This is a genomic window from Thermostichus vulcanus str. 'Rupite' (genome assembly GCF_022848905.1).
Lineage (GTDB): Bacteria > Cyanobacteriota > Cyanobacteriia > Thermostichales > Thermostichaceae > Thermostichus > Thermostichus vulcanus_A.
On record NZ_JAFIRA010000020.1, the window covers coordinates 32704 to 58922 of the forward strand.

22 protein-coding genes are annotated in these 26219 nt (G+C 57.8%); 13 read left to right on the forward strand and 9 right to left on the reverse strand.

Annotation, left to right across the window (positions count from 1 at the left end; all coding sequences use genetic code 11):
- Positions 1–30 precede the first annotated feature (30 nt).
- Together ftsZ and JX360_RS09110 are read left to right on the forward strand one after the other, a co-directional pair.
- Positions 31–1305: a cell division protein FtsZ gene (gene ftsZ / locus JX360_RS09105; protein WP_279611378.1), complete on the forward strand. Its 1275-nt coding sequence runs from the start codon at positions 31–33 to the stop codon at positions 1303–1305.
- A 73-nt stretch (positions 1306–1378) separates the two neighbouring features.
- Positions 1379–2350: a D-alanine--D-alanine ligase gene (locus JX360_RS09110; protein ID WP_244350343.1), complete on the forward strand. Its 972-nt coding sequence runs from the start codon at positions 1379–1381 to the stop codon at positions 2348–2350.
- Here JX360_RS09110 and JX360_RS09115 read toward each other — a convergent pair.
- Positions 2330–2818, reverse strand: coding sequence for a hypothetical protein (locus JX360_RS09115; protein ID WP_244350344.1), 489 nt, complete (start codon positions 2816–2818; stop codon positions 2330–2332). The genes JX360_RS09110 and JX360_RS09115 overlap by 21 nt on opposite strands.
- Before the next feature lie 173 nt (positions 2819–2991).
- On the opposite strand from JX360_RS09115, the gene bchM reads away from it, so the two are divergent.
- Together bchM and JX360_RS09125 are read left to right on the forward strand one after the other, a co-directional pair.
- A complete protein-coding gene (gene bchM / locus JX360_RS09120) occupies positions 2992–3657 on the forward strand; it encodes a magnesium protoporphyrin IX methyltransferase (RefSeq protein WP_244350345.1) in 666 nt (221 codons plus the stop codon).
- A gap of 118 nt (positions 3658–3775) precedes the next feature.
- The gene (locus JX360_RS09125; RefSeq protein WP_244350346.1) at positions 3776–4795 is read left to right on the forward strand and encodes a TauD/TfdA family dioxygenase; all 1020 of its coding nucleotides are present in this window, start codon (positions 3776–3778) and stop codon (positions 4793–4795) included.
- A 128-nt stretch (positions 4796–4923) separates the two neighbouring features.
- Here the strand turns inward: JX360_RS09125 and JX360_RS09130 are convergent, their stop codons facing one another.
- The 4 genes from JX360_RS09130 to JX360_RS09145 form a co-directional block, all read right to left on the reverse strand.
- Complete coding sequence (locus JX360_RS09130; protein WP_244350347.1) at positions 4924–6096, reverse strand: RNA-guided endonuclease TnpB family protein; 1173 nt, start codon at positions 6094–6096, stop codon at positions 4924–4926.
- A gap of 159 nt (positions 6097–6255) precedes the next feature.
- The gene (gene ispG / locus JX360_RS09135) at positions 6256–7476 is read right to left on the reverse strand and encodes a (E)-4-hydroxy-3-methylbut-2-enyl-diphosphate synthase (protein ID WP_244350348.1); all 1221 of its coding nucleotides are present in this window, start codon (positions 7474–7476) and stop codon (positions 6256–6258) included.
- Between the two features lie 166 nt (positions 7477–7642).
- On the reverse strand, positions 7643–8473 hold the full coding sequence (locus JX360_RS09140; protein WP_244350349.1) for an MOSC domain-containing protein: 831 nt from the start codon (positions 8471–8473) through the stop codon (positions 7643–7645).
- 45 nt (positions 8474–8518) lie between these two features.
- A complete protein-coding gene (locus tag JX360_RS09145) occupies positions 8519–9034 on the reverse strand; it encodes a bifunctional nuclease family protein (RefSeq protein WP_244350350.1) in 516 nt (171 codons plus the stop codon).
- Here JX360_RS09145 and JX360_RS09150 point away from each other — a divergent pair.
- Positions 9033–9875 (forward strand): cobalt-precorrin-6A reductase, encoded by an 843-nt coding sequence (locus JX360_RS09150; RefSeq protein ID WP_244350351.1) that lies wholly within the window; start codon positions 9033–9035, stop codon positions 9873–9875. The genes JX360_RS09145 and JX360_RS09150 overlap by 2 nt on opposite strands.
- 89 nt (positions 9876–9964) lie before the next feature.
- Positions 9965–10531 carry a cofactor assembly of complex C subunit B gene (locus JX360_RS09155; protein ID WP_244350352.1) on the forward strand — a complete coding sequence of 189 codons (567 nt, stop codon included), beginning with the start codon at positions 9965–9967 and terminating at the stop codon, positions 10529–10531.
- Here JX360_RS09155 and mutS read toward each other — a convergent pair.
- Positions 10528–13182, reverse strand: coding sequence for a DNA mismatch repair protein MutS (mutS, locus tag JX360_RS09160; protein ID WP_244350353.1), 2655 nt, complete (start codon positions 13180–13182; stop codon positions 10528–10530). The two genes, JX360_RS09155 and mutS, sit on opposite strands and share 4 nt — an antisense overlap.
- Before the next feature lie 312 nt (positions 13183–13494).
- Here mutS and JX360_RS09165 point away from each other — a divergent pair, with 312 nt between their 5' ends.
- The 6 genes from JX360_RS09165 (at position 13495) to recF (ending at position 21494) form a co-directional block, all read left to right on the forward strand.
- A complete protein-coding gene (locus tag JX360_RS09165) occupies positions 13495–14490 on the forward strand; it encodes a FecCD family ABC transporter permease (RefSeq protein WP_425244380.1) in 996 nt (331 codons plus the stop codon).
- A complete protein-coding gene (locus tag JX360_RS09170; protein WP_244350355.1) occupies positions 14487–15338 on the forward strand; it encodes an ABC transporter ATP-binding protein in 852 nt (283 codons plus the stop codon). The genes JX360_RS09165 and JX360_RS09170 overlap by 4 nt, the downstream gene beginning before the upstream one ends.
- Positions 15339–15387: 49 nt before the next feature.
- Entirely contained in the window at positions 15388–17826 is a 2439-nt protein-coding gene (locus JX360_RS09175) for a TonB-dependent hemoglobin/transferrin/lactoferrin family receptor (protein WP_244350356.1), read from the forward strand.
- Positions 17827–17839: 13 nt separating this feature from the next.
- Positions 17840–19222: an energy transducer TonB gene (locus JX360_RS09180; RefSeq protein WP_244350357.1), complete on the forward strand. Its 1383-nt coding sequence runs from the start codon at positions 17840–17842 to the stop codon at positions 19220–19222.
- A gap of 61 nt (positions 19223–19283) precedes the next feature.
- Complete coding sequence (locus JX360_RS09185) at positions 19284–20177, forward strand: ABC transporter substrate-binding protein (protein ID WP_244350358.1); 894 nt, start codon at positions 19284–19286, stop codon at positions 20175–20177.
- A gap of 147 nt (positions 20178–20324) precedes the next feature.
- The gene (recF, locus tag JX360_RS09190; RefSeq protein ID WP_244350359.1) at positions 20325–21494 is read left to right on the forward strand and encodes a DNA replication/repair protein RecF; all 1170 of its coding nucleotides are present in this window, start codon (positions 20325–20327) and stop codon (positions 21492–21494) included.
- Positions 21495–21499: 5 nt separating this feature from the next.
- Here recF and JX360_RS09195 read toward each other — a convergent pair whose 3' ends face one another.
- Positions 21500–22762, reverse strand: a complete 1263-nt coding sequence (locus JX360_RS09195) for a response regulator (RefSeq protein WP_244350360.1) — start codon at positions 22760–22762, stop codon at positions 21500–21502.
- Between the two features lie 176 nt (positions 22763–22938).
- Positions 22939–23679, reverse strand: a complete 741-nt coding sequence (gene rph, locus JX360_RS09200; protein WP_244350361.1) for a ribonuclease PH — start codon at positions 23677–23679, stop codon at positions 22939–22941.
- Between the two features lie 158 nt (positions 23680–23837).
- Between rph and JX360_RS09205 the strand changes: the two genes are divergently transcribed.
- Positions 23838–25268, forward strand: coding sequence for a folate/biopterin family MFS transporter (locus JX360_RS09205; protein ID WP_244350362.1), 1431 nt, complete (start codon positions 23838–23840; stop codon positions 25266–25268).
- Between the two features lie 210 nt (positions 25269–25478).
- Here the strand turns inward: JX360_RS09205 and JX360_RS09210 are convergent.
- Positions 25479–26219, reverse strand: a 741-nt coding sequence (locus JX360_RS09210; protein WP_279611380.1) for a Mo-dependent nitrogenase C-terminal domain-containing protein, incomplete at its 5' end; no start/stop codon positions are given.

Sequence of the window (26219 nt, forward strand, 5' to 3'; positions counted from 1 at the left end):
TGCCGCAATTAAGTTATCTTGAGAGCTGACATGCCATCCAATTGGTCAGACATCCATCCTCCCAATCCAGGGCAAGGCTTGGAGCAAACCCAGTCGACACCTTCCCGTTGGAGTGACCGTTACGTGGGCGAGGCTTCTCACGTCGAGTACGAGAAGAATGGGTCGCAGACCAAAACGGCGGGTCATCCAGAGGGGATCATGCCGAGCAGTACCGCGAAGATTAAGGTTGTGGGTGTGGGCGGCGGTGGTGGCAATGCGGTCAGTCGGATGGCGGCCAGCAGCCTCACGGGGGTTGAATTTTGGAGTGTCAATACCGATTCTCAGGCGCTGATCCAGTCTTCCACGTTAAATCGGCTACAAATTGGACAAAAGTTGACGCGGGGTTTGGGGGCAGGCGGGAATCCTGCCATTGGTCGGAAGGCAGCAGAAGAATCCAGTGAAGAATTGTCGGCAGCTCTCAAGGGGGCAGACCTGGTCTTTATTGCTGCCGGCATGGGAGGGGGCACGGGTACCGGTGGAGCACCAATTGTTGCCCAAATTGCCAAAGAAAGTGGTGCTTTGACGGTGGGGGTAGTAACTCGGCCCTTTTCTTTTGAGGGCAAGCGCCGTACCAAGCAAGCAGAGGAAGGGATTCAAGCGCTGCAGGAGGCTGTCGATACCCTAATTGTCATCCCCAACGACAAGCTGCTCTCGGTGATCTCGGAACAAACGCCTGTACAAGAGGCATTTCGCGTGGCAGATGATGTGTTGCGCCAGGGGGTACAAGGCATCTCGGATATCATCCTCATCCCGGGCATGATCAATGTGGATTTTGCCGATGTGCGCAGCGTGATGGCTGATGCTGGCTCTGCCTTGATGGGCATTGGCATGGGATCTGGCAAATCTCGCGCCCGCGAGGCAGCTGTTACCGCAGTGTCTTCGCCGCTGTTGGAAACCTCCATCGAAGGGGCCAAGGGGGTTCTCTTCAACATCACGGGTGGCGCAGATCTATCCTTACACGAAGTCACTGCTGCAGCTGAGATCATTGCCGAGGCGGTCGATCCAGACGCCAACATCATCTTCGGCACCGTTCAAGACGAGCGTATGCAGGGGGAAGTGCGCATTACGGTCATTGCCACTGGCTTCCAAGGGGTGCAGCGCGCTGCTGCTACGTCCAAGAGTTCCTCCAACAACAGATCTGTTGATCGCAAACCGGCTACCCCCAGTGGCGAGCCAACCTCCCGAAAAGCCCCTGAGCCGGAACCGCCAACTTCCGGTGGTTTGGATATTCCCGAGTTTTTGCGCCGCCGCCGCCCAACCCTCTAGGGTAAAATCCAACAAAATCCAACAAAAAAATCAAACTGTCGTGCTGAGGGTGTGGTGAGGGAGAGCAAGAACCATGCGTATTGTCGTCTTGGCCGGGGGGCGTTCGTCAGAGCGTCAGGTTTCTTGGGTAACAGGCAAAGCCTGCAAGCGTGCTTTGGAGGATTTGGGGCATCAGGTGAAGCTGATCGATCCGGAGGTGGATTTGCCCCTGCGCCTATGGCAAGAACGAGAAGCCGGTTGTGATTTTGTCTGGATTGCCTTGCATGGCCCCGGTGGGGAAGATGGAGTGGTGCAAGGAATGCTCGACTGGTTGGGGTTGCCTTATCAGGGATCCGGGCGGTTGGCCAGTGCCTTGGCCATGGATAAGCTGGTGTCCAAACAGATCTTCCAAACCGAAGGGATCCCAACCCCAGAGTGGATCGCCTGGGATAACCAAGCTCCCCTCCCTTGGGCCGAGTGTGTGGCAGCATTGGGATCCCCCTTGGTGATTAAACCCAGCAACGAGGGTTCCACCGTCGGCATTAGCATTGTTGAAGATGAACCCTCTTTTACCCAGGGGCTGCAACTGGCCCGGTCGGTCTCGTCGCGGATCCTGTTGGAGCGGTATATCCCCGGCAAAGAGATTACCCTTTCCATCTTATCGGGGCAAATTCTGCCCGCCATTGAAATTATCCCAGCTCAGGGCAGCTTTTACGATTACGAAGCCAAGTATGCTCCTGGGGGATCCCGTCATATCATCCCCTGTTCCCTCAGCCCGGCGGGATTGGCCCGCTGTGAGGCGGCGGGGCTGCGCGCCTACCAGGCTCTAGGATGCGAGGGATTGGCCCGGGTGGATCTGCGGGTGGATGCAGCAGAGAACCCCTGGGTGCTGGAGGTGAACACACTCCCCGGCATGACCCCCACCTCCCTCTGTCCAGACGCGGCGGCAGCGCTGGGGTGGACCTTTACGGAACTGGTGGAGCGGATGTTGCAAGAGGCCCTCCAAAAAGCTTCTCTAACCCCTGCTGCTCGGACGGGATCCCCTCTACAAGAAAGCCAGAATTAAAAAAGCTAACCCTATTCCAGCGGCCAGTAAAGCTCCCCCCAACCACACCAACGAAAAACGGGATCCAGTATCGGTTCGATCCATCGGTTCTGGCTGTGGATTGCTTCGCTGGTTAACCGGATTGGGCGCGACAACAGTCAGATCCTCCAGTAACAGATCGCTCTTCTCGGCTAGGGAAATCGTAGTATCTGGCATCGCCAACGTCGGGTTGAGTAGGGATCTCGCTTGTTCCCACTCGTATTCGGCACGGCCCAGCTCCCGCCCATAGACCGTCACCTGTTCCAGACCCGATAGGGCTAGGGCCTTCAGCTCTGCTTGCACCTGGTCAGTCAGGTGAGGATAATCCAGCTGTACCTCGGCAGAACGTCCCAGCAAAACATGCAAATGCCCCTGGCGACGTTTAACGGCAATCTTGACGGGGGCACCCAACCGGGACTGCAACACCGCTGCGATCTCAGCTTCGGTCATGAAGGCAACATCCGAACATAGGCGGGTTAATTCTAATACAATCCTAGGGTTAATGCTGCGGATGATTGGGAGGTTCCAGGCTAAAATACGGTTCGCGTCAGCGAAGAGACATCGGCCCCTGACACATCAGGGTCTGTTGCCCTTCCCCGAACCGGATCCCTACTGGCAGTTCCATGCAAGAGAAAAGCATCGTCCGCGACTATTTCAACTCCATTGGCTTCGACCGTTGGCGGCGCATCTACGGAGAGGATGAGGTCAATTTTGTCCAAAAAGACATTCGCTCCGGCCATGCCCGTACCGTAGCCACTGTGTTGGAATGGCTGGGGGATCCCTCAGGTTTGCAGATTTGTGATGCGGGGTGTGGGGTCGGTAGTCTTAGTTTGCCGTTGGCTGCCAAAGGGGCCCGCGTCTTCGCCAGCGACATTTCCGAACAAATGGTGAACGAAGCCCGCCGTCGCCAGCAAATCCAGTTGGGATCCACCGAGAACCCCCAATTTCGGGTCTCGGACTTAGAGGAACTAAGCGGAGAATATGATGCCGTCATTTGCCTGGATGTGATGATCCACTACCCAGAAGCCGATGCCCTGCGCATGCTGGAACATCTAACCCGCCTGGCCCGCTCTCGCTTGATCTTCAGTTTTGCCCCCAAAACCCCTCTGTTGACGTTGCTAAAAAAAGTGGGAGAGTTCTTCCCCGGCCCCAGCAAAGCCACCCGTGCCTACCAACACCGAGAAGCGATTTTGGTGAGCAAATTAACCGAATTGGGCTGGAACGTTCAGCAACGACAGACCATTCGTAGCCGCTTTTACTTTGCCTGGATTCTGGATTTGGCCCGGTGAATCCCAAGTCTGAATCCAAGCTCATCTCCCAGCTTTTTGGGCTTTTTGGGTATTAAGATCACCGCCAAAACTTCGCCGCAGCTGCTATGACTAAAGCAGTGGGTGGTGAGGAATTGTGATGAAAAGGCCACAGCTTGAAGAAGGATATCCGCTCATCGATTGTCGGCACTTCGATGAAACAACCGTGAATTTGTTTTTGTTGCCAGGGCCGCATCCTTATCGAGAAACCGAAGAATTCCTGCTCGATTGTGAAATGCGGGCGGATGAGTTGCCCCGTTATCTGCGGCGAGCTTTGCTGGAGTTTCAGGTCTATTCCAACCCGGAAGGGATCCTGTTGTTACGGGGGTTACCTGTAGATCCAGGGCTTTACCACACCCGGACTCCGGCTCTAGCCCAGCGCTCGGAGGAGAAAACCACCTTTGTCAGCGAGCGGTGTTTGGCCATGATCGGCAGCCGCCTGGGTCACTTGGTTTCCTACATTCAAGAAAAAAATGGCGATTTGTTCCAAAACTTAGTGCCTACACCTGGCTGCGAGGAGGTGCAATCTTCAGAGGGATCCCGAACACGACTGCAATTCCACCGCGAGACGGTTTTTCACCCTTATCCGCCGGAATTTCTGTTGTTGTTTTGCCTGCGCCCCGACCATGACCGCCAGGCAGAGACCACCTATGCCAGCATCAGCCATGCCCTACCCCTCTTGAGTGATCGGGAACGGGAGCTGCTGTTTGAGCCCCTCTACCGCACCGGCATCGACTACTCTTTCGGTAATCTGCAAACCTTGACCAATGGCCCGATTTTGCCTGTACTGTATGGCCGCCAAGAGGATCCCTTCTTGAACTACGACGAAGACTTGATGGTGGGGCTAACCCCCGAAGCGGGTCTGGCCCTAGAAGCCCTGAAGGAAGCAATCAACGCTGTCTACCGAGGCATTAAATTGGAAACAGGTGATCTCCTCTGCATTGACAATCGCCGCACTGTCCATGGACGAACCGCCTTTACTCCCCGCTACGACGGGTTCGACCGCTGGATTCAACGCTCCTTTGTGGTGCGGGATCTCGGCCTTTCGGCAGTAGATCGCTACCCTGGAGAACGCATCATTCGCACGGCTTTTACCATCGACCAACCGGCACTTAACTAAGAGGATATTTGGAAATGCGGAAAGGATTCTGACGTTCGTGAACGTTCCGTTCGCACCTTCTCCCGCCGTAGGTATAACAGCCTCTTGGATTGACACTCCCCCGGTTAGAAACCGGGGGATTCTCCCTTCTAGCTCCCCACAGCTTGAAGCTGTGAGGGATTCATGGAGTTCAGGGGATTGCCAACTACCCCATCCCCTGAGCCGACCGTACCCATTACAGATACGGCTTCTTTTAGACTCAGGGGACACGAAAACCCGTCCCACTGGGCAATGTTCATTGCGGCATTCCAGTCTGCATCACAGCAATACCCGTCCTGCCCAGTGAACAAATGCCCACTCCTTTTCCCAATCAATCCTGTCCTGTGGTCGGTTTTGGATGTGTAGGCAGCAGGACGTTTATGCAGCGTCCTGCCCGCCATTTCCAGCTTGTAGGCAACCTTCCACTCCAAGTCGTAGTACGACCAGGTATGGCGCGATTTCCCGGCATCCGAACGCGCCTTCTGGCTCTGTCTGGATTGGCGGATACCCGAGAGGTCTTCCATCCACACATCCGCATTTACCGCATTGGCAAACCGCACAATGCGGCGGCTAACGGTGTGGTTGACCGCCCTCATCCACCGGGCTTCTTTGCGCTCCAGTCGCTTGAGTGCTCGGTATTTACCCGCCTGCTGCAACTGGGCACGACGCTTCTGGAAACGACGACGACGATAGGCTACCTCTCCACCCCCAAAAAACACCGCCCGACCCCAACGGGTGGCCGCCACTGCCAAACGGTTCTGCCCACGGTCAACACCTAGTCGCTCCGTACTCTTCACTTCGGGAACTTCCCAAGTGATAGACAGAACAGCATACCAAACCCCACGTATTTGCATCAGTTTCAAGGTTCCCCGTTCACAATCCTGCCCGGCCAAGATGCGCTCAAGACGCTCGGCATAGTAGAAACTGCCAACCTCAAGGGGAACCCGCTTGTCACCCTGAATTGTGGGGAAACTCACTGAGTAGGTGCTACCTACTTTGTGCAGCTTCCAGTTTTGGTTGTTGACCTCTGGCCAGAACACTTTGAAGTGTTTGACCCGCTGGCCGGCTTTCCCCTTCAGGACACGAATCACTTGGTTGGAGAGGGCCGACTTGAGTGGTGTCACCACTTTGGCGGTTGTTAATGCCCTCCGCTCCTTCGGACTGATGCGGAGCAGTTCGTTTGCCAGTGCGGTTGTCGCACAAACCGTCTGGGCAAACATCTCTGCTTTGACCGCATTGAGGTCAAGAAACTTGAGCTTGAGTGTGGTGGTGACCCGTTTCATGGGGACTATTGTATGTACTATTTCTGTTGCTGAATAAATTCAGCCTGTGCGCTTATATCCCCCGGTTAGAAACCGGGGGCTTTACGCTGCTTTTCGTAAGGAAAGCCTGTCAGAGACACGTGCTAGCGTGCCCTTGGCGAAAAGGGCTGTCAATGGATCTTAAGCGGGATCCACCCAGCGACCATCGGCTTTGATCAACTCGATCAGTTCTTTCACCCCATCCGCCTCCGGCACCTTCTTCACCTCTTCTTTGCCGCGATAGAGGGAGATGAAGCCGGGATTTTTGCCCACATAGCCATAATCTGCATCGGCCATTTCGCCAGGGCCATTGACAATGCAGCCCATTACCGCAATATCCAGGCCCACCAAATGCTGGGTTGCGGCGCGAACCTTGTGCAGCACCTCCTCCAGGTTGAAGAGGGTACGGCCACAGGAGGGGCAAGCCACGTATTCCACCATCGTCTTGCGCAGGTTCAGGGCCTGCAAAATGCTGTAGGCAACCGGGATCTCCTTTTCCGGTGCTTCTGTCAGAGAAACGCGAATGGTATCGCCGATCCCTTCGGCCAACAGGGTTCCAATCCCCACTGCCGACTTAATCCGGCCATACTCTCCATCCCCGGCCTCGGTCACCCCTAAATGGAATGGATAGTTTAATCCCAGCGCATCAAAGCGTTGGGCTGCCAGTCGATAAGCCGCCAACATCACCTGTGGACGGGAAGCCTTAAAGGAAAGGACGATGTTGTGAAAATCTTGCTCGGCACAGATTTGGGCAAATTCCAGGGCCGACTCCACCATACCTTCGGGAGTATCCCCATAGGTGAACAGCATCCGCTCCGCCAGGGATCCGTGGTTAACCCCAATGCGCATGGCTTTGTTTTGATCCTTGAGGGTTTGCACCAAAGGGGTAAAGGTTTCGCGGATTCGATCGCGGATGGCCTCAAATTCCGCCTGTGTGTATTCTGTACGACCCGGCTGTGGTTTTTCAAAGACAAACAGCCCTGGATTGATGCGCACCTTATCGACGTACTTGGAAACCTCCAGCGCGATCTTGACCCCGTTGTGATGGACATCAGCCACCAAGGGCACCGGCTTGTAGGTTTGGATCAACCTGTCCCGAATCGCTTCCATGGCCTTGGCATGGGCCATGCTCGGGGTGGTCACCCGCACAATTTCAGATCCCGCTTCATGTAAACGGCGGATCCCGGCCACAGCCGCTTCGATATCGAGGGTGTCTTCGTTGATCATGGATTGCACCACCACCGGATGCTGACTGCCGATCAACACATCAGCGACCGCCACAGTACGGGTAGGACGACGGGGATAGACGGGTTCTGGGTAAGGCTGTTGAGGGGAGACAGGGGGGCAGTCCAGGGTTTGCATAGCTCTGGCAGGGAAGGATGTCCTTTAGCTTGATTGTAGGCGGAAATGGAAGAGGAGCCGGGAGCAAGACTGGGGTTAGCTCGGCAAGCAGCGGTGGACTGTTCGGCTGAGATTGTGTCGGCTTCAGGGTTGGCAGAACTGTCGCTGGGGATTCAGGAAGACGCGGCTAGAGAGGCTGCTGCGGGGTTCGGCTCAGCTCAGGATAGGCACTGAGGGGTTCAACCGCGAGGATCTCCACGGGATCCCCTACTCTCAACTTTTTGCCCGCCTCGGTTTTCGGGATCCAAGTATTCAGCCCAAGGCGATAAAAGTGATCAAACCGGCTAACCTCGGCCCACGGGGGTAAAGTTTTCTGCCGCTGGACAACGAAGTGCTTCTGAAAGCCGAGATAGGAAGCGCCCGTGATCGGATCGCGGGTGGGTACCCCACAGCGGGCACAGGGGTTAATGCCCAACAGCTCCACCTCTCCAATGCGAAAGCGCACCCCCTGATCCGCCTGGGCAAAGAGGTGATCTTCCCAAAAGGGCGGGCACTCCGATACTTCAATATTCATGCGAAACCGCTGCCGCAGCTCCTCTGCGGTGAGTCCGGGGAACCAGTTGGCCACCACTTCGAGAGTGGAGGTGCTGATCAGGGTAGGGCCACTGGCGTAAGGATCATCGGGAAAGCCTGTGATCGGTGCTTCCAGAACCTGCACCGGAAACCCCAGCCAGTTGCTCAGCCAAGTTTGTAGGGGATCCCGCTCCTGTTGCAGATCAAACTGCGCTGCCTGTCCATCCCCCCACAGCTGCACCTGTCGCAGCCCCGGATCAAATTGGGCTCGCAAGCGATGGAGCTGGGCATAGCGTTTGCCGTTCACCCGTCGGCCCTGAGCATCCACTAGCATATAGCGGCGATCCCCCAGGAGAGCACCCGCTGCTGTCAGGCTCACCTCCGGTAGTGATACCCCATCTAAGGACTTGATCGGGTAAAGGGTTAACTCAGCAACATCGGGCATGGTTTTGGTTTACCCATCGGGATCCCTGTTGCCATCAACTGACCATCAGCCATCGGCTTCGGTGGGGTAGTCGGTGAAGGGTCGGCTGCGAATGAAATCCTTGGGGCTGACATTTTCCACAAACTTGCGAAACTGCTCCCGCTCCTCTTCATCGGCATCTTGGTTCATGGGAATGGAGGCTTCTGCGATCACTTCTTCGACCGTCCAGATGGGGACATGGGCCCGCAGGGCAATAGCAATGGCATCACTGGGGCGGCAGTCGATTTCTTGTTTTTTCTCGCCGTTCAGAGTGGTGAGCACCGCATAAAACGTATTGTCCAACAGGGCATGAATAACCACTCGCTCTAAGGTGATCCCCCAGGTCTCCCAAGAGTTGAGCAGCAGATCATGGGTCATGGGACGTAGGGGCTTTTGGTCATCTAGGGCCTGCAAAATGGCGTTGGCCTCCGCTTTACCCACCCAAATGGGCAAGGCACGGCGCTCGCTGCTGTCGCGGAGGATCACAATGGGGTTCTGGTTAACGGCATCAACCGCGATCCCAGCCACATGCATCTCGATCATGAGCAATTGCCTCCAGCCATTAGCCTTGATCGTATCTACGGGTGTCAAAGTTTGGCAACACACCATGAACCTACTCCGTAACCCGACTCCGGTGGCAGTGCTCGGCGGTACGAGCGAGAGTCGCAGCTTAGCTCAAGCCCTCAGCCAACAAGGGATCCCCTGGCTAGTGACGGTCACTACGGCAGGCGCAACAGGACTGTATCAGGATTTACCCGGTCAGGTGATCATCACCCGATTTTCGTCGGCATCTTTGGGGCCATTCCTGCGAGAACATGGGATCCGAGTGGTGGTGGATGCTTCTCATCCTTTTGCCCAGCAGATCTCGCAACTGGCCATCCAGGTGACGGCGCAACTGGGGATCCCTTACCTGCGCTACGAACGCCCGCCGGTTGAGTTGGATCCTGCGGTACAGGTGGTGCCGGATTGGCGGGGGGTACTCACAGATGAGGTGCTGCTGGGGCGGCGGGTACTCCTGCTGGTGGGGGTGAAGGCTCTGCCGCTGTTTTTGCCCTGGCAAGAGCGTTCTCAACTGTGGGCGCGAGTCTTACCAGAATCGGTTCCCCAGGCGGTGCAAGCCGGGATCCCTGCCGAACGGGTGATCGGGATGCGGTTGCCCCTGAGTTTTGAGCAAGAATGGCAGCTTTGGCAGCAGTTGTCCATTGAAGTGGCAATCAGCAAAGCTTCTGGAGAGGCCGGCGGACTGAGGATCAAGCAAGCAGTGGCCAAAACCCTCGGGATCCCGCTGTGGGTGATCCAGCGGCCCCCTCTGGACTACCCCTGGTGTAGTGAGGATTTGGCAGAGGTGGTGCAGGAATGTCAAAGGTTACTGAGGGATGCCTAATTTTCAGGCAGGGCACTGGCTCCCATAAGCTGGAATGGGGAACCCTAGGAAAAGCTATACGCTCTATACGCTAAGGACGCTGAATTGCGATGAATGGGCCAGAAATTACCTTGACGGGGGAAACCCTTTCGACGCTAACGCTGACCGCTCTACTGGCTATCGGCCTATTCTTTTTTTTGCGAGCTTCGGGTAAAGATCGAACGGAGAACCGCCTCTACTTTAGCAGCCGTCCGTTAAACTCCTTGGGATCCGCCTTGCGCAGCCATTTGCAGGGTCGGGCCTACCAACTGCAATCCACCGATTCTGATGGCATCGCCACCTTTGCGGGGGAGGCTAAGGCCAGTACCGGCTTGGCGCTTTTTCTCACCGGGCTGGCGGGGGTGGGGTTGGCCTGTTTGGCGCTGGTTTTGTCCACCCTTGAGCCGCAATGGGGGGGGTGGCCCTGGATGCTGATGCTGGCTTCCCCTTGGGCCGGTTGGTACTACCGCCAGCGCAACCAACGCCCGGAACAGATCCGCCTCAAACTGCAAGAGGAGAGTTCTGGATCCCGGCTGTGGGTGGAGGGGCATCGGGATGAGCTGGATATTTTGGCGGCCACCTTTGCTCTGGAGGAACGGGATCCCGTTGAGGAAGAGTTGAGCAGCAACGAGTCCTAACCGATATCCGGGAAAATCGGCAGTTGTTCAGTGCTGGGGTTTTGTTCCTGTTCCGGTGGATTTTTCTTCGCGCCCTGGGCACGTTCCTGGTTTCGTCCTTGGTTTCTGAGCCCCAAGCCGATGCGACTGTGCTTTTCCACCAGCTCCAGGACTTGCTTGGCCCGTTTGATCACCGGTTTGGGCAGTCCCGCCATCCGCCCCACCTCGATCCCATAGGAACGATCCGCCCCGCCCGCTTGGACTTGGTGCAGGAAGATAATGCGATCTTCCAACTCTTTCACCACCACCTGAAAATTGGCCACATTGGGCAGCAGCGTTTCCAGTTGGTTCATCTCGTGGTAGTGGGTGGCAAAGAGGGTTCGGGCCCGCACTTGGGTGGCTAGGTATTCCGCCACGGCCCAGGCAATGGAGAGACCATCAAACGTAGCGGTACCGCGACCAATCTCATCGAGCAACACCAAAGAGTGCTCGGTGGCGTGGTTGAGGATGTTGGCAGTTTCGTTCATCTCTACCATGAAGGTGGACTGCCCGGTGGCCAGATCATCAACGGCCCCTATGCGGGTAAAGATGCGGTCGCAGAGACCCAATTCGGCTCGTTCGGCGGGGACGAAGCTACCCATCTGAGCCAGGATTTGAATTAAACCGATTTGTCGCAGGTAGGTGGATTTGCCGGACATGTTCGGCCCGGTTAGCACCATCAAGTCGGGGCCCTCAGGGGATCCCAACCGGACGGAGTTGGCCACAAATAACCCACTCGGAAGCGATTTTTCCACGACGGGATGGCGACCCTGCTCGATCCACAATCGCCGATCCCGGGTGATTTTGGGGCGGCTATACCCCTGCTGTACTGCCACTTCCGCCAGCCCCAACAGGGCATCGATGGTGGCGATGGTTTGGGCCACTTGGCGAATGGGTTCGGCTTGGGATCCCGCTTGTAGGCGCAACTGCAAAAACAGCTCGTATTCCCGTTGGTTGATCTCGGTTTGGGCGGTGAGGATGCGGGCTTCTTTTTCCTTTAGCTCGGGGGTGATGAAGCGTTCTTCGTTGGTCAGGGTTTGCTTGCGGATGTAGTTATCCGGCACTTGGTGAGCTTTGGCGCGGCTGATGCTTAGGTAGTAGCCGAAGGCTTTGTTAAAGCCCACCTTGAGAGTGGGGATCCCGGTGCGTTCCCGCTCGATCTTCTCCAGGTTGGCAATCCATTGTCGGTCTTGTTCCACCTGCTGCCGCAGCCGATCCAGTTCGGAATCCACACCAGCCTGAATCAGTCCCCCTTCCGTCAGAAGCGGGGGAGGGGAGGGGAGGAGGGTGCGCTCAATCAGCCGGCCCAAATCCGATAGGGCGGGATCCACTCGTTGCAGGCTTTGCAGAAGAGGGGCTTGGGCATCAGCGACTAGGTCTGCCAGATCCGGCAGTTTACTTAGGGAGGATCCCAGGGCCACCAGCTCGCGGGGATTGGCGGTACCGGATCCCACACGATTGGCTAAGCGCTCCAGGTCGTAGAGGGAATCCAGCAGGGATCCCAGGCGGGTGCGCAGGGAAGGATGGTCCAGCAGTTCTTGGATGGTGTCCTGGCGGGCTTGAATGGGTTCCGGATCCCGCAGCGGTTGGAGGAGCCAACGGCGCAGCGCCCGCCCTCCCATCGCCGTGCGACTCTGATCCAGCACCCAGAGGAGGGATCCGGCGAAAGCCCCCTCCCGAATTGTCTGGGTCAGTTCCAGGTTGCGCCGCGTCTGCGGATCCAACATTAGGTAATCCGTCAGTTGGTAGGTACGTGGGGGTTGCAACAGGCAATGGAGCCCCTTCTCCTGGATGAGGTTCTTCTGGGTTTCCTCCAGGTATTGCAACAGCCCGCCCGCTGCCCGAATTGCCAGAGGGAGCCCGGCACAGCCCAACCCTTCCAAGGATCCCAGTCGATAAGTCTGCAGCAGGTTAGCTCGGGCCACGCTCAACTCAAAGGGTTCTGGGGGGCGCAGGGTATAGCCATACTGACCCGGTAGATCCAGGAGGGCTTGGGGATCCCTGGGACGAACCAGATTGAGGCCCAGGCCATCCTCCACCGGCAGCAACACCTCCGCCGGCTGGAGCCGTGCCAGTTCTTGTTCCAGTTTTTCTGCCCCTGCGCTCTGACATACCCAAAACTCCCCGGTGGAAATATCGGCGTAGGCCAAGCCCCAGGGGGAGTCGGGTTGCCTGAGATCCTTGAGGCGCACAATAGCCGCCAGATAGTTGTTCTGCCGCGCTTTCAGCAGTTCTTCTTCCAAAACGGTGCCTGGGGTGATCACCCGTGTTACTTCCCGGCGCACCAATCCTTTGGCTTGATCGGCGGGTTCCATTTGCTCGCAGACGGCCAGGGCATAGCCTTTGGCCACCAACTGAGCGGCATAGCGCTCAAAGGCATGGTGGGGCACGCCACACATCGGGATCCGCCCAATTGCCCCTCCCTCTCGCCCGGTGAGCACCAGCTCCAGCTCCCGCGAGACGATGTAAGCATCCTGGAAAAACATCTCGTAGAAGTCCCCCAGCCGGTAGAGCAGAATCGCCTGGGGATATTGCCGCTTCAGCTCCACGTAGTGCTGCATCATCGGGGTGAGCAGCGCGGGATCCACCGTCAAGGCATCCCAGGTTTCGGCGGCAGAAGAGGACGAAGACATGGCATCCACACTCACGAGAGAACAATCCTGGCCAGAAATCCGGCCAATTGGCAAATTGATGCCAGCGCCAAGCACCTAGTTATTCGCCTGTTATTGGTAGTCTCTTGCAATATCTGAAAGGTGCTGATATTCTGACAACTACAACTTTGTTGATTTTATTTCTCAATAACACTAGCCAATAATTAGCCAGTCCTTCTGCTCTGGGGTGAATCTGCTGGGCCTGTAGGGACTGAGTTTTCCTGGCGGATTTCTGTCGAAGAGGTTTTTGAGGTGCTGGTTGGCAACGAACGTGCATCGCCTGGTGTTGAAAAGATCTATAAGCAGAAGGTATGGACTATCCATCCTATCGGCCTGGCTAGCTTGCTACTGAGTGGCATTATCTTGCTGTTTTTGTTCTCCCTTTCTTTGGGCGCTGTGCCCATGAGTGGGGCGGAAGTCTGGCAGGCGCTGTGGCGACAGGGGGATCCCACCTATCAAACCATCCTTTGGCAGTTGCGCATGCCGCGAGCTTTGCTGGCGCAGTTGGTGGGGGCGGCTTTGGGCATGGCAGGGGCCTTGCTGCAAGGGATGTTGGGGAATGGGTTGGCAGATCCCTATCTGCTGGGTATTTCAGCGGGGGCAGGCCTAGCAGCAGTGGGGTTACTGACGCTAGGGGAGTGGACGAGTTGGGTACCGTTGGCGGCTTGGGTTGGGGGGTTGCTCACCACGCTGTTGGTGTATGGATTGGCGCGCACACGGGCAGGGCTAGCGGTGGAGCGGCTGATCTTGGCCGGGGTGGCGGTGAGTGCCCTGTTTGGAGCCATCAGTTCCACCTTGCTGTTGATGGCGGATGACCGGGTACAGGTGGCTCTGACCTGGTTGATCGGCAGCCTGAGCGGACGCGGCTGGCCGGAGGTGCAGACGGCGGGGCTGTACATCCTGGTGGGGCTGGGGCTGGGCTGGGGGCAGGCGCGGGCCTTGAACCTGTTGGGCTTAGGGGAGGAGATGGCGGTGAGCTTGGGGATCCCTTTGGCCCGTACCCGGGTGGCAATTGGCTTGGTGGCGGCTTTGTTGGCGGCGGCGGCGGTGAGCGTTGGCGGGCTGATTGGCTTTGTCGGGTTGGTGGTGCCCCACATGGTGCGGCAGGGGGTGGGATCCGATCACCGCTGGCTGTTGCCTCTTTCGGCCCTGGCGGGGGCGGGCTTGCTGGGATCCGCCGATATCCTGGCCCGTTTGGGAGCGGTGGAGTTGCCGGTGGGGGTGGTGACGGCTCTGATGGGAGCACCTTTTTTCGGCTGGCTGCTGCAACGACAGGAGAGGGGCTTGTGAGGGAGCAGGCAGCCATTCTGGAGGCGAAAAGCTTGTGGGGCGGCTACGGCAGCCAGCCGATGATCCGAGAGCTCTCGCTGCAGGTGGAGCGGGGGGAATGGCTGAGCATTGTTGGCCCCAATGGATCCGGCAAATCGACGCTGTTGCGCTTGCTCAGCCGCATATTGCTTCCCTCGGCTGGAGTTGTGCTCCTGGACGGCAGGGATCTCCATCGTCAGTTCACGCCACAGCAGGTAGCCCAGCGACTGGCTCTCCTACCCCAACAGCAGCGGATCCCGACAGGACTGACGGTGCGACAGTTGGTGAGTTTGGGGCGTTCGCCTCACCAGCTGTGGTGGGAGTGGCAGTTACGGCGGGCCGATTGGCAGCGGGTGGAGCAGGCCCTAGGGCAAACGGGGCTGGGATCCCTAGCGGAGCGGCGGCTAGAAACCCTGTCGGGGGGAGAGCGGCAGCGGGCGTTTTTGGCCATGGCCCTGGTGCAGGAACCGCAGGTGTTGCTGTTGGATGAGCCCACCACCTTTTTGGATCTGCGCTACCAACTGGAGCTGCTGGAGCTGTTGCAACGGCTGAAACAGGAACGGAACCTGACGGTGATCACGGTACTCCATGACCTGAATCTGGCCATTCGCTACAGCCAACGGATGGCGCTGCTGAGTTCCGGCCAGTTGCAGGCGGTGGGATCCCCTCCTGAGGTCTTGACCCCGACCCGGGTGCGGCAGGTGTTTGGCTTGGAGGTGGAGTGGATCCCGACCCCGGTGGGCCGGCAGCTTTGCCCCATAGCGGCTGTGGGGGTGGATGGGGTACCGCTGTCGGTGGGAGGGGCGGCAGGGGTAATGAATCCGTTTTGAACTTCTTTTGAACTGCAACCTTGAACTTTCTTGTTGTGAGTGAGGCGTTATGGGCGTTGTCGGTCGTTTATCTGGCCTGGTGAGCTTGGGTTTGAGTGTGGGGGTGGGCTGGGGATCCCTGGCTTGGGGACAAACCCAACCGGCTACGGGATCCTTGTCGGATCCCCCGTTGCTGGCTCAGGCTACTCCCGCTCCTGTGCAAGGGGCAACCACCCTGCAGGAGCAAATCCGCGAGTTAGAAGCGCAAATTGAAGCGGCCCGCCAGCGGGGGGATGAGGCGGAAGTCGAGCGTTTGCAGGCGGATTTGCAGGTGCTGCAACAGGGGATCCCGGTGTTTAACCTGCAACAGGTGACGGTGACCGGCACCCGCACCGAGCGCTCCTTGGCCGATTCTCCCGCCAGCATCACGGTGATCGACCGCGAGCGGCTACGGCAGGAGCTCATCCAAAACATTCAGGATCTGGTGCGCTACGAGCCGGGGATCACGGTTCGGGATGATCTCCGCTATGGCCTCCAGGATTTCAATATCCGCGGCCTAGATGGCAACCGGGTGCTCATTCAGGTGGATGGGATCCGGCAACCGGAACGCTTTACCTTTGGCCCCTTCAACCTAGGGCGGGATACCTTTGAGCTGGAAACCACCCGCACCGTAGAAATTATCCGCGGCCCCGCTTCCACCCTTTACGGCAGTGATGCTCTGGGGGGTGTGGTGACCTTTACGACTTTGGATCCCGCGGATCTTTTGGGAGAACGGGATAGCCATGTGGGCATCTCCAGCCAGTACAGCAGTCGTAATCAGGGCTTTGTCAATACCGTCAGTTTGGCGGGGCGGCAGGACAACCTAGAGGCGATGCTGATCTACACCCGCCGCGATGGACGGGAAACCAACATTAAAGCGGATCCCAGCCTTGTCAATCCTCAGACAGAAATTGGGGATAACGTCTTGGCCAAGCTGGTCTATCGCTTTGATGAGTACAGCAGCCTCAACTTGACCGGAGAATATTTCAACCGTCGCACCACCTCCACCACCGCCCCCCGTAACTTAGATACAGGCATTAGCTTTTTTGAGGAAACCATCGATATCGAGCGCACCCGCCTTAGCCTGGAATATCGCTATGCCAACCCCGATACCCCAGCCTTTGAACTGGCCACAGCGCAGATTTACTACCAACCGGCCCGCACCCAAGAGCCCAGCGTCGAAAACCGCACCCTCACTGTGCAAGGTCAGCCCGTACCCGTCCGCCGCGATACCTTTAATGAGCTGATCAGCAACATCTTGGGGGTGAACCTACAGGCCCAAAGCCGCTTCCAAACCGGGGATATCTCCCACCGCTTGGTCTATGGGGTGGATCTCTCCACAACTCGCAATGAACGCCCTCGCAACCGCTTCCAAACCAATTTACAAACCGGGGCAGTCACCCAAAATATTCCCCCGGATAACTTCCCCACCAAAGATTTTCCCGACTCCGATACCGTGCGCTTCGGCCTTTACCTCCAGGATGAAATTGAGTTTAATGGCGGCAATTTCACCCTCATCCCCGGGATCCGCTACGACACCTACAACCTCACCCCCAGCCCGGATGAAACCTTCTTGAAGAGTGGGGCAGAAGCCGTCAGTCTGTTTGCCGATGCGATTTCTCCAAAACTGGGCTTGGTGTGGAGGATTAACCCCAACCTAACGTTTACAGCCCAGTACAACACCGGCTTCCGTGCCCCCCAGTACAACGAAATCAACAGTGGCTTTACCAACCTCACCAGTCCCTTTTTCCGCTATCGCACCCTCTCCAATCCCGATTTGCGCCCGGAAACCAGCCAGGGCTTCGAGGTGGGCTTGCGGGGGATCTACCCTCAGGCCAGCTTTAGCTTGGCAGCCTACTATAACGACTACAACGACTTCATCGAAGCCTTTCGAGAAGTGGGATCCGAGCCTTCCCCCCCTGGCCCACCCGGTGGGCCACCTCCCCCGCCTGTTACCCTGTTCCAGAGCCAGAATGTCAGTCGGGCCCGCATTTACGGAGTAGAAGCCACAGGTCAGTATTTCTTCAGCCCAGATTTGACCGGGTGGAGCCTGAACGGCAGCTTGGCCTGGGCGGTAGGGGACAACCTCACCGAGAACAAACCCCTGCTTTCCATTGAGCCCCTAACGGCGGTACTGGGATTGAACTACGACGATCCCAGCCAAGTGTGGGGGGCAAGGTTAATAGCCACCTTGGTGGCCGATCCACGGGATCCCCAACGGGAGGTTGTCCAAACCAATCCCAATGCTCCGCCCCAAATCCCCTTTCTGGCCAGCGGCTACTCGGTGGTGGACTTGCTGGCCTACTACAACCTGGATGACAACTGGCAGTTGAACTTTGGGGTTTACAACCTGTTTGACGAGAAGTATTTCCTCTACTCCGAAACCCGTAATCTTTTCGTCGGGCCAGCGGTAGAACGACGGGCTCAACCGGGCCGGAATGTAGCTCTCAATTTTTCTGCGCGGTTTTAAGCTCTCCTAGATCATGCTGGCAGAACGGCCAATCCTCACCCACCCTTCCCTCGAAGTCCGGCCTCAGCGGGATTGGGGTGTGGTGCTGCACTTGCAAAGCTATTACTGGCTGCAGGAAGGGGTGGCCTACGGGGTAGGGCTGGCTTTTGTGGAATTGGGCTTCTGGGCTATGCCCACAGAGCTTGGCGGTCGTTGCCTAGCCTGGGGTGAGGCTCTTCTGAACGATGCTTTACAAGCCAGTTGTTGCTGTACGGCCTTGGCGGTGGCCCGTAGCCACTGGACAGAGGATCCCGCGTCTGGCTGGGTATGGACTCCCTCCCACTGGCGCCATCAGCGACCGGATCTCTCGCAACCACCCACCTGGGGAACCCTGGGATCCGCTCTTTTGCATGGCTTGGTGGTGTTGCTTTGGATCTGGCAGGGATCCCGACCGGTGCCAGAGCTGGAGCAGCGGATCCCGATTATGCTGCTGGAACTGCCCCCGGAACCGGAACTGGCAGCCGATCCAGTCGCAGAGCCTGTCCAAGAGAGTGAGCCGGAGCCAGCAGCTCCCCTCCCTCCCGCACCGGTTGCTGAGCCGGATCCCTTACCGCCGCCCGCAGTACCCGCCAGCCAACCAGAACCCCTCCCAGAACCTTTGCCGCCTCCCCCCGAGCCGGATCCCTTGCCCCTGGCCAACCTGGGCCTGCAAACGCCGTCCCCAACACCAACCTCCACTCCCACCCCAACACCAACGTTCACACCAACACCTCCACCTACCCCAGAACCCACGCCTCCACCCACTCCCGTTCCCACAGCAACTCCCCCGCTTACCCCAACTTCCACCCCTGTTCCTACTCCTGCTGCTGTGGCCCAGCAACCGTCCTCTCCTGCTGTAATGCCTGCTTCCCCTGCGCCTGCAGGTACGCCCGTGCCTCGCTTGACCCCTCTGCTGCAAGGGATCCAATCGCGTCAGCGGGACGGAGTCCTCTCCTCCGGCCCATCAGGGGCTTCCTCTTCGACAGCGACCTCTCCTTCCCCGCAGGCCGCTTCCACTTCCATTCCCCTTGCAGCGCCTGCTGGAACACCTGCTCCTGCTCCACCGCCTTCTCCGCCCTCGGTTGCCGCCAATCCCCTGCCGGACACTTTGGCCCAACCGATTCCAGGCCGCAATGCCCCACCCCAGTACCCACCCCAAGCCCGCCGTCTCAATCAGCAGGGGCAAGTGATACTCAGAGCCAAGGTTGATCCTCAGGGGCGGGTGCAGCAGGTGGAGATCCTCTCCTCGAGTGGTTTTCCAGCTCTAGACAGTGCCGCTCAGCAGGCGGTGCAACAGTGGCAATTCAGCCCCGCTCTGAAAAACAATGTCCCGATCGAATCTTGGGTCACGGTACCCATTCAATTTGCCCTCAACTGAGGGATCAGGATGAACCCAGAACCTGGGTTCCTTCGTTCTGCTGTTCTCTGGAGGTTGGTCTATGGTTTATCGCTACTCTCGCCGCCAAATCTTGACTCTCACCCTCTCCGGCTTAGGAGCCTGGTGGTGGGGACATTCTGCAGGGGCACAAGCAGGGATCCCGCGCTCCCCACACTCTTTAGTTGAGGCCCCGGTCAACCGCGTGGCCAGCCTCACCACTCTGACAGCGGATATTCTCTATCGTCTGGCCCCCGATAAGCTGGTGGGGATCCCTTCCGGACAGCTACTGGAGTCGGATCCCCGTTTTCAGGGCATTACCCGCTTGGGCCTGGGCAACCAACCCAACCTGGAGCAATTGGTGGCTCTGCAACCGGATTGGGTGGTGGGCGCCAGTGGGTTTCACGATGCCTTGGCCTCACGGTTGGAGGAATTGGGGATCCCCACTTACTTAACTGCTGTCAACAGTTGGGCTGCCTTAGAAGAGACGATCACCACCCTGGCCGCCGCCCTGGGAGTTGATCCCCAGCCTTTACTGCAGGAATACGGAGCGCTCTTACCCCAGCAACTGCCCCCTTCTCAACCGAAAACGCTGCTGCTAGCGGGTACGCAGCCGATTCTTTCCCCTAACCGGCAAAGCTGGGCTGGAGATCTGCTGGAACGCTTTGGTGCGGACAATCTGACGGCCACCCTGCAAAGCCAAGGGCAATTTCGCGGCTATGTCACCCTTTCAGCCGAGCGCATCCTGGAGGCCAATCCGGAGATTCTGTTGGTGGTCAACCCGGAGGCGGCGGATCCCTTGGCTTTTTTCCAGTCCCGTCCTTTTTGGGATCAATTGCAGGCGGTACAAACCCAGAGGGTCTATGGGTTTGACTACTACGGCTTGGTGAATCCCGGGAGTCTGGACAAAATCAAGGTGACCTGTGAGCGGTTGGCACAAGTTTTCGGAAGTGGCTGATAATGGCTTCTGCCGGTCACGGCAGTGGGACAGAGTCTTTAGGAATTAATTAAGATGGCCTAAGTTAAGACCTCCAGCAGGCTAGCCTCAGCTCGCTAAGAATCCCTGAGGTAGAGAGTCAAGACCCTTCTTTAATTCCTCAACTTTGTGTACCTGCGTTCCCTTCATCTGCGGCACTTTCGCAACTACAGCGATCAAGGGATCCAGTTTGGCTCACCCAAAACGATCCTAGTGGGGGATAACGCCCAAGGGAAAACCAACCTGCTAGAGGCCGTGGAGCTGCTGGCCACCTTACGCTCGCGACGGGCCAGTCGGGATCGGGAGTTGGTGAGTCATGACTCCCCTCAGGCTCAAATCGCAGCCACCATCGAACGGCTGGGTGTGGCGCACGAATTGGTGGTGGATCTGCGCAGCAGCGGTCGGCGAACCCTCAAGGTGAACGGGCAACCGCTGCGCCGCCAAGCGGAGTTTCTCGGCCAGGTGAATGCCGTTTTGTTCTCCAGCCTGGATCTGGATTTGGTGCGGGGTGGGCCGGAGTCGCGGCGCAACTGGTTGGATGGGGTGTTGATCCAACTGGAGCCCATTTACACCGGCTTGCTCGAGCACTACCGCAAGGTGCTGAAACAGCGCAATGCCCTCCTGAAGGCGCAGCGGGATCCGGCAGGGCATTCCTTAACCGATTCCTCCACAGAAATGGCTTTTTGGAATGGCGAGCTGGCCACAGCAGGCAGCCGCATCATGCGCCGCCGCGCCCGATTGGTACAGCGACTAGACCCTCTGGCGGATCACTGGCATCGAGCCATCAGCGGTGGACAGGAAACCCTGACGTTGAGCTACCATCCCCAAGTGCCTTTGCCGGATCCCCAGGCCACTGCCGAGGTGGTGCAAGCCCAGTTTTTGCAGGAAATTCAAGCGAAAGCTGCCGCTGAACTGGCTTTGGGAAGCTCCTTGGTGGGGCCCCATCGGGATGATGTGGAGATGAGCATTAACCAGACCGCCGCCCGTGCCTACGGATCCCAGGGACAACAGCGCACCTTGGTGTTGGCTCTCAAATTGGCGGAGCTGCAGTTGATCGAGCAGGTGATCGGGGAGCCGCCTTTGCTGTTACTCGATGACGTGTTGGCGGAGCTGGATCTCCATCGCCAAAATCAACTGTTGGATGCCATTCAAACCCGTGTCCAAACCCTGGTCACCACCACCCATCTGGGATCCTTCGATGCCCGCTGGCTCAGTGCGGCCCAAATTGTTCAGGTACACGGCGGCCAGTTATCGCCACACAAAGCCGGGTTTTCTTCCCTACAACAGGGATCCGATTAGGGGTTCTAGGCGTTGGCCTGATGCTGTTCTGCAGCGCGTGGAGCGGGAGATCCGAGTGATGTGTGGGATCCCTTGAACAAAGAGGTCTGATCCATTCTGATTCCCGACCCGGCCAGACGCTCCTGCAAGTGGGGCTGTTGGGCCAAAAGGCGCTCCACTTCGGCATTCAGTTGACTTTCGGTAAAGGGTTTGGTCAGGTAAGCGGTGGCTCCCGACCATTTGCCCCGGATGCGATCCAACAGGCCATCCCGCGAAGTGACCATGACAATCGGAATGGATTTGAACTCCTCCAAGTTGCGTACAATCCGGCACAGCTCCAGCCCATCGATCCCCGGCATCGTCACATCCATCAGCAGCAGATCAGGCCGGTACTGAAACAACAGGTGGAGGACTTCCGCAGAGTTGCCCGTCGTGAGCACCTGGTAGTTGGGCAAAGACTGCCGCATAATTTCCTGCATTACCACGCTGTCATCCACCGCCAGAATGGTGATCGGGGTGTGGCGCTTGGCCTGAAGCAGTTCCGGGGGCGTTTGTAGGCTAATTAGCCCTTTTTTGATCCAGCCGGCAAAGAGGGTGGCCACCTCCAGCCGATCGCGGCAGAGCTTCTTGGCGATTACCTCCAGCGACTGCCCATCTTTCGTGAGGTTGTGGAGCTTTTGTCGTTGCTCCTCGGTGATGCGATAGCGATTGACGCGCTCCCAGTTCACCACTGGCACCGCCAGCATCGTCGGGATCGCCACCTTCAACGCCATCCACTGATCCCAGCGTTGGGCCGCCTCCTGTAGCAGCGGCCCCAGCTCGAAGCCGCCAATGGGGGCATCTTGGGCCACCCGCTCTTGCACCTCAAAGCGGCAGGTGCCCGCCCGCTCGAATAGGTATCGATCAAAGTCCGTCAGCAGGTTCAGCCACAGGGCATCTTCCACTTCCCCTGGCTTGAGCAATGCCAGTTGGGTCATGCCTTCGATCAGCTCCTGCAGTGAGTTCTCTTTCATCAGGCGCTCCTGCACCACCTGGATGGCCCGCTGCGACCAGCCCAAGTTCAGGCGCGGAATAAATCGGCACAGGCGCTTGAGAAAAATCTGGATATCAAGGGGTTGGTCGGCGGAGAAAATCAACCTGCCGTGGTAATAGGTGAGCACCCAAGCCTCTGTCCCCTCAGAGGGATCCATTCCTTTGAGATGAATGCGCAGATATCCGGTTGTGAACTGTCGGCTTTGCTGCCTGAGCAGTGGGGCAAGCTCCTCAGATCCGAACACAAAACGGGACATGCGGCTTTCTCCGGGTCAACTGGGGTTGCATCACCTCACCCACCCACCCAAAGTTCTGGCAAGGGAAACTTTACAATCCCTTCATCGTAGCGCTCCCTTCTGCCCTTTCTGTAGCGAGAAAACCCTGTTCTGAGGCAATTGCTTTAATACAGCTCATCCAGGGCTTTTACTGGAGCTTAACGCGAGGGGCCAAGATGGAGCGCCTGTCGTTGGGCCTGGAGCAATGCTTGAATCCCGCTTTGGGCCATATCCAGCATCTGCACCAACTGGGGACGGCTAAAGCAGGTTTGTTCGGCGGTGCCCTGAATCTCGATGAAGGATCCCTGCTCGTTCATGACGATGTTCATGTCGACTTCCGCCTGGCTGTCCTCCTCGTAGCACAGATCCGCAATCACTTCTCCCTGGACGATCCCCACCGAAAGGGCCGCCACCTGTTGCCGCAACGGGGATCCCTGTTCCGGATCGAGCAAGCCCTGTTTGTAGAGCCAAGTGATGGCATCGTGGAGGGCCACATAGCCCCCGGTAATCGCCGCGGTGCGCGTGCCCCCATCCGCCTGCAACACATCGGCATCGAGGGTGATGGTACGGGATCCCAGCTTCTGAAAATCCAGGACACTGCGCAGGCTGCGCCCAATCAGCCGTTGGATCTCAGCGGTACGGCCCGACAACTTCATCAGCTCGCGCGGTTGTCGTTGTTGGGTGGCTCCGGGCAACATGCGGTATTCAGCCGTCAGCCAACCCTGGCCTTTATCCCGCAAAAAGGGGGGGACTTCTTCGGCCACACTGGCGGTACAGAGGACGTGGGTATGGCCAAATTTGACCAAAACCGATCCGGGTGCATAGCGCGTAAAGTGTCGCTCAAAGGAGACCGGGCGCAATTGGGCAGGAGCCCGACCATCTGGGCGTTGCCAGCTCATGAGAAATTCAAGAAGGGATCCCTCGCATTGTCGGCCATGTCAGCCAAAGCTAGGGATAGGGCTTGGAATCTCTACAGAAGTGGGGAATGGAGCCGCAGTTGACAGGGATCCCTGGGTAAACAGGCTACAGTAAAAAAACCGTTAACATTCCTTCACGCATGATTCCACTCCTGCTGCAACGGCTGCGTAGACTCACCCTCAGTCGGCTGCAAGGCATTCACTGGACACCGGAGCTATTCGGGATCCTCTTGGTGTACTTTGTGCAGGGAGCGGTAGGGTTGGCACGGCTGGCCACCAGTTTTTACCTCAAGGACAGCTTGGGGTTGAGTCCAGCGCAGGTGGCGGCCTTAACGGGTATTGCGGTAATTCCCTGGACCCTCAAACCCCTGTACGGCTTGCTGTCAGATGCAGTACCGATTGTCGGTTATCGGCGAAAGCCCTACTTGGTGCTTTCTGGCCTGTTGGGATGCGGGGCTTGGCTGGGCATGGCCCTCTGGGCACCGACAGCTGGATGGGCGACTCTATGGATGGTGCTGGGATCCCTGGCGGTGGCGGTGGGAGATGTGATCGTCGATTCGCTGGTGGTGGAACGGGTTCGGGAGAGCGATTGGGCGGGTACGGGGACGTTGCAATCTTTGACGTGGGGAGCGACGGCCTTGGGATCCCTGTTGACCGCTTATTTGGGAGGTGCGTTGTTGGCCCACTATCCGCCCCAGTTGGTGTTTGCGGCAACGGCCTTTTTGCCGTTGTTGATCGCATTTTCTGCGGGGGTAATTCAGGACCATCCGGTTGCCCTGTCCCAGGGCTGGGATCCCTTGCAGCAACAGGTGGGGGAGGTATGGCGGGCGGTGCGGCAGCCCAGTATTTTCTTGCCGGTGCTGTTTGTGTTTGTTTGGCAGGCCACCCCCAGTTCGGATGTGGCCTTTTTTTACTTCGTCACCAACGATTTGGGGTTTGGACCGGAATTTTTGGGCCAGGTACGACTGGTCACCAGCGTGGCTAGCTTGATCGGGGTGGGCATTTTTCAGGTGTATCTGCGGCGGATCCCGTTGCGACCGTTGTTTGGCTGGATGACGGTGATTTCGGCGGGGTTGGGCCTGACCAGCTTGATCTTGGTCAATCACTGGAACCGGGGTTGGGGCATTGACGACCACTGGTTTAGCTTGGGGGACAGCTTGGTGCTGACGGTGGCGGGGCAAATTGCCTTTATGCCGGTGCTGGTACTGGCTGCGCGCCTGTGCCCAGCGGGGATTGAGGCCACTCTGTTTGCTCTGCTAATGTCGGCCTTTAATTTGGCAGGCTTTCTCTCGCAAGAATTGGGATCCCTGCTGATGCACGCCCTGGGGGTGACGGAAACGGATTTCAGCGCTTTGGGCTTGCTGTTGATGTTGACCAATCTCTCCACGCTGCTGCCGTTGCCGTTTTTGGTTTGGTTGCCGGAGGGGATCCCTGCGGGAGGTGCAGACCTAGAAGCAGAAGCCCATACTTCCCTAGAGAGCTTGTTGCGGAATGTGCGTACAGAAGAGGCGGAGGTGGCCTTGGCGGTAGAAGCGGTTTCTTTGGGAGAAACGGATCCGACCCATTCTTGAGGGGTTGGCTCCTGGTATGGGATCCTGGCAACGTTCTTACATATCCGTTGGGGATCCCGGATGGAATGGTCTCTCGGGTTCTTTGGTATCACTACAATCTCACCCTGCCGCTGCCCCCGCATCTCAAGTCCGGTGGATCAGAACAGGAAGAGCGCCTGGGGTGAGGGGTGCCCTTGAATGGCGAAGGACAGATCTGGCAATCCCGATATCCTAAACGTACTGGGTGGTATCTTCCCCTTTCTCCGCCAATAGCGACAAGGCCCGGAAGCGCAGCCCCACCACCTGATCGTAGAGGGGATTGAGCTTGCACATGGGGGGAATGTGCATGACTTTGTGGCCAAACACCACCACATCCTGCTCAAACGGGCACTGGGAGGGGATCATGCGGCATAAAAACCGCGCCACCCTTGGGTCACGAACTTGGATCCCGTCCATCCAGTGGCGCAAGGGATCCAACAGATTGGTCGGTTCAGGATGGCCGGCATCGGCCTGGATAGGGGTCAGGGTTTGGCGGGATCCCGCTTCTGAGGTGGCAAGAGTGGTTTTCAACAGGTCAAGCTGGGGCAACTCCAGTCCGAGGGCGGTAGCAAACCGGTGCAACAGCTGATCTTCTGACTCGGAATACACCCCATCAGCAACGGCGGTCATCACCGCTGTCCGCAAGAAATCTTCTCGAAATTCCGGCTGTAACTGGGCTGCCAATGCCTCCGGTGAGAGGGGATCCAGGGTTTTCCCCTCCTCTTGCGGCCACTCCGAACGGATTAAATCTTCGATCAGGGCTTGTTCTTTGGGGTCATATTCTCCATCCGCCCAGGCAATGCTGATTGACACTCCCCCGGTTAGAAACCGGGGGATTCTCCCTTCTAGCCCCCCACAGCTTGAAGCCGCAAGGTATTCATGGAGTTCAGGGGATTGCCAAGTACCCCATCCCCTGAGCCGACCGCACCCATT

What these genes read in the sequence shown, in the direction of transcription:
- ftsZ (WP_279611378.1), top strand. Translation starts at nt 31, where the DNA reads ATGCCATCCAATTGGTCAGACATCCATCCTCCCAATCCAGGGCAAGGC.
- JX360_RS09110 (WP_244350343.1), top strand. Translation starts at nt 1,379, where the DNA reads ATGCGTATTGTCGTCTTGGCCGGGGGGCGTTCGTCAGAGCGTCAGGTT.
- JX360_RS09115 (WP_244350344.1), bottom strand. Translation starts at nt 2,818, where the DNA reads ATGACCGAAGCTGAGATCGCAGCGGTGTTGCAGTCCCGGTTGGGTGCC.
- bchM (WP_244350345.1), top strand. Translation starts at nt 2,992, where the DNA reads ATGCAAGAGAAAAGCATCGTCCGCGACTATTTCAACTCCATTGGCTTC.
- JX360_RS09125 (WP_244350346.1), top strand. Translation starts at nt 3,776, where the DNA reads ATGAAAAGGCCACAGCTTGAAGAAGGATATCCGCTCATCGATTGTCGG.
- JX360_RS09130 (WP_244350347.1), bottom strand. Translation starts at nt 6,096, where the DNA reads ATGAAACGGGTCACCACCACACTCAAGCTCAAGTTTCTTGACCTCAAT.
- ispG (WP_244350348.1), bottom strand. Translation starts at nt 7,476, where the DNA reads ATGCAAACCCTGGACTGCCCCCCTGTCTCCCCTCAACAGCCTTACCCA.
- JX360_RS09140 (WP_244350349.1), bottom strand. Translation starts at nt 8,473, where the DNA reads ATGCCCGATGTTGCTGAGTTAACCCTTTACCCGATCAAGTCCTTAGAT.
- JX360_RS09150 (WP_244350351.1), top strand. Translation starts at nt 9,033, where the DNA reads ATGAGCAATTGCCTCCAGCCATTAGCCTTGATCGTATCTACGGGTGTC.
- JX360_RS09145 (WP_244350350.1), bottom strand. Translation starts at nt 9,034, where the DNA reads ATGATCGAGATGCATGTGGCTGGGATCGCGGTTGATGCCGTTAACCAG.
- JX360_RS09155 (WP_244350352.1), top strand. Translation starts at nt 9,965, where the DNA reads ATGAATGGGCCAGAAATTACCTTGACGGGGGAAACCCTTTCGACGCTA.
- mutS (WP_244350353.1), bottom strand. Translation starts at nt 13,182, where the DNA reads ATGTCTTCGTCCTCTTCTGCCGCCGAAACCTGGGATGCCTTGACGGTG.
- JX360_RS09175 (WP_244350356.1), top strand. Translation starts at nt 15,388, where the DNA reads ATGGGCGTTGTCGGTCGTTTATCTGGCCTGGTGAGCTTGGGTTTGAGT.
- JX360_RS09180 (WP_244350357.1), top strand. Translation starts at nt 17,840, where the DNA reads ATGCTGGCAGAACGGCCAATCCTCACCCACCCTTCCCTCGAAGTCCGG.
- JX360_RS09185 (WP_244350358.1), top strand. Translation starts at nt 19,284, where the DNA reads ATGGTTTATCGCTACTCTCGCCGCCAAATCTTGACTCTCACCCTCTCC.
- JX360_RS09195 (WP_244350360.1), bottom strand. Translation starts at nt 22,762, where the DNA reads ATGTCCCGTTTTGTGTTCGGATCTGAGGAGCTTGCCCCACTGCTCAGG.
- rph (WP_244350361.1), bottom strand. Translation starts at nt 23,679, where the DNA reads ATGAGCTGGCAACGCCCAGATGGTCGGGCTCCTGCCCAATTGCGCCCG.
- JX360_RS09205 (WP_244350362.1), top strand. Translation starts at nt 23,838, where the DNA reads ATGATTCCACTCCTGCTGCAACGGCTGCGTAGACTCACCCTCAGTCGG.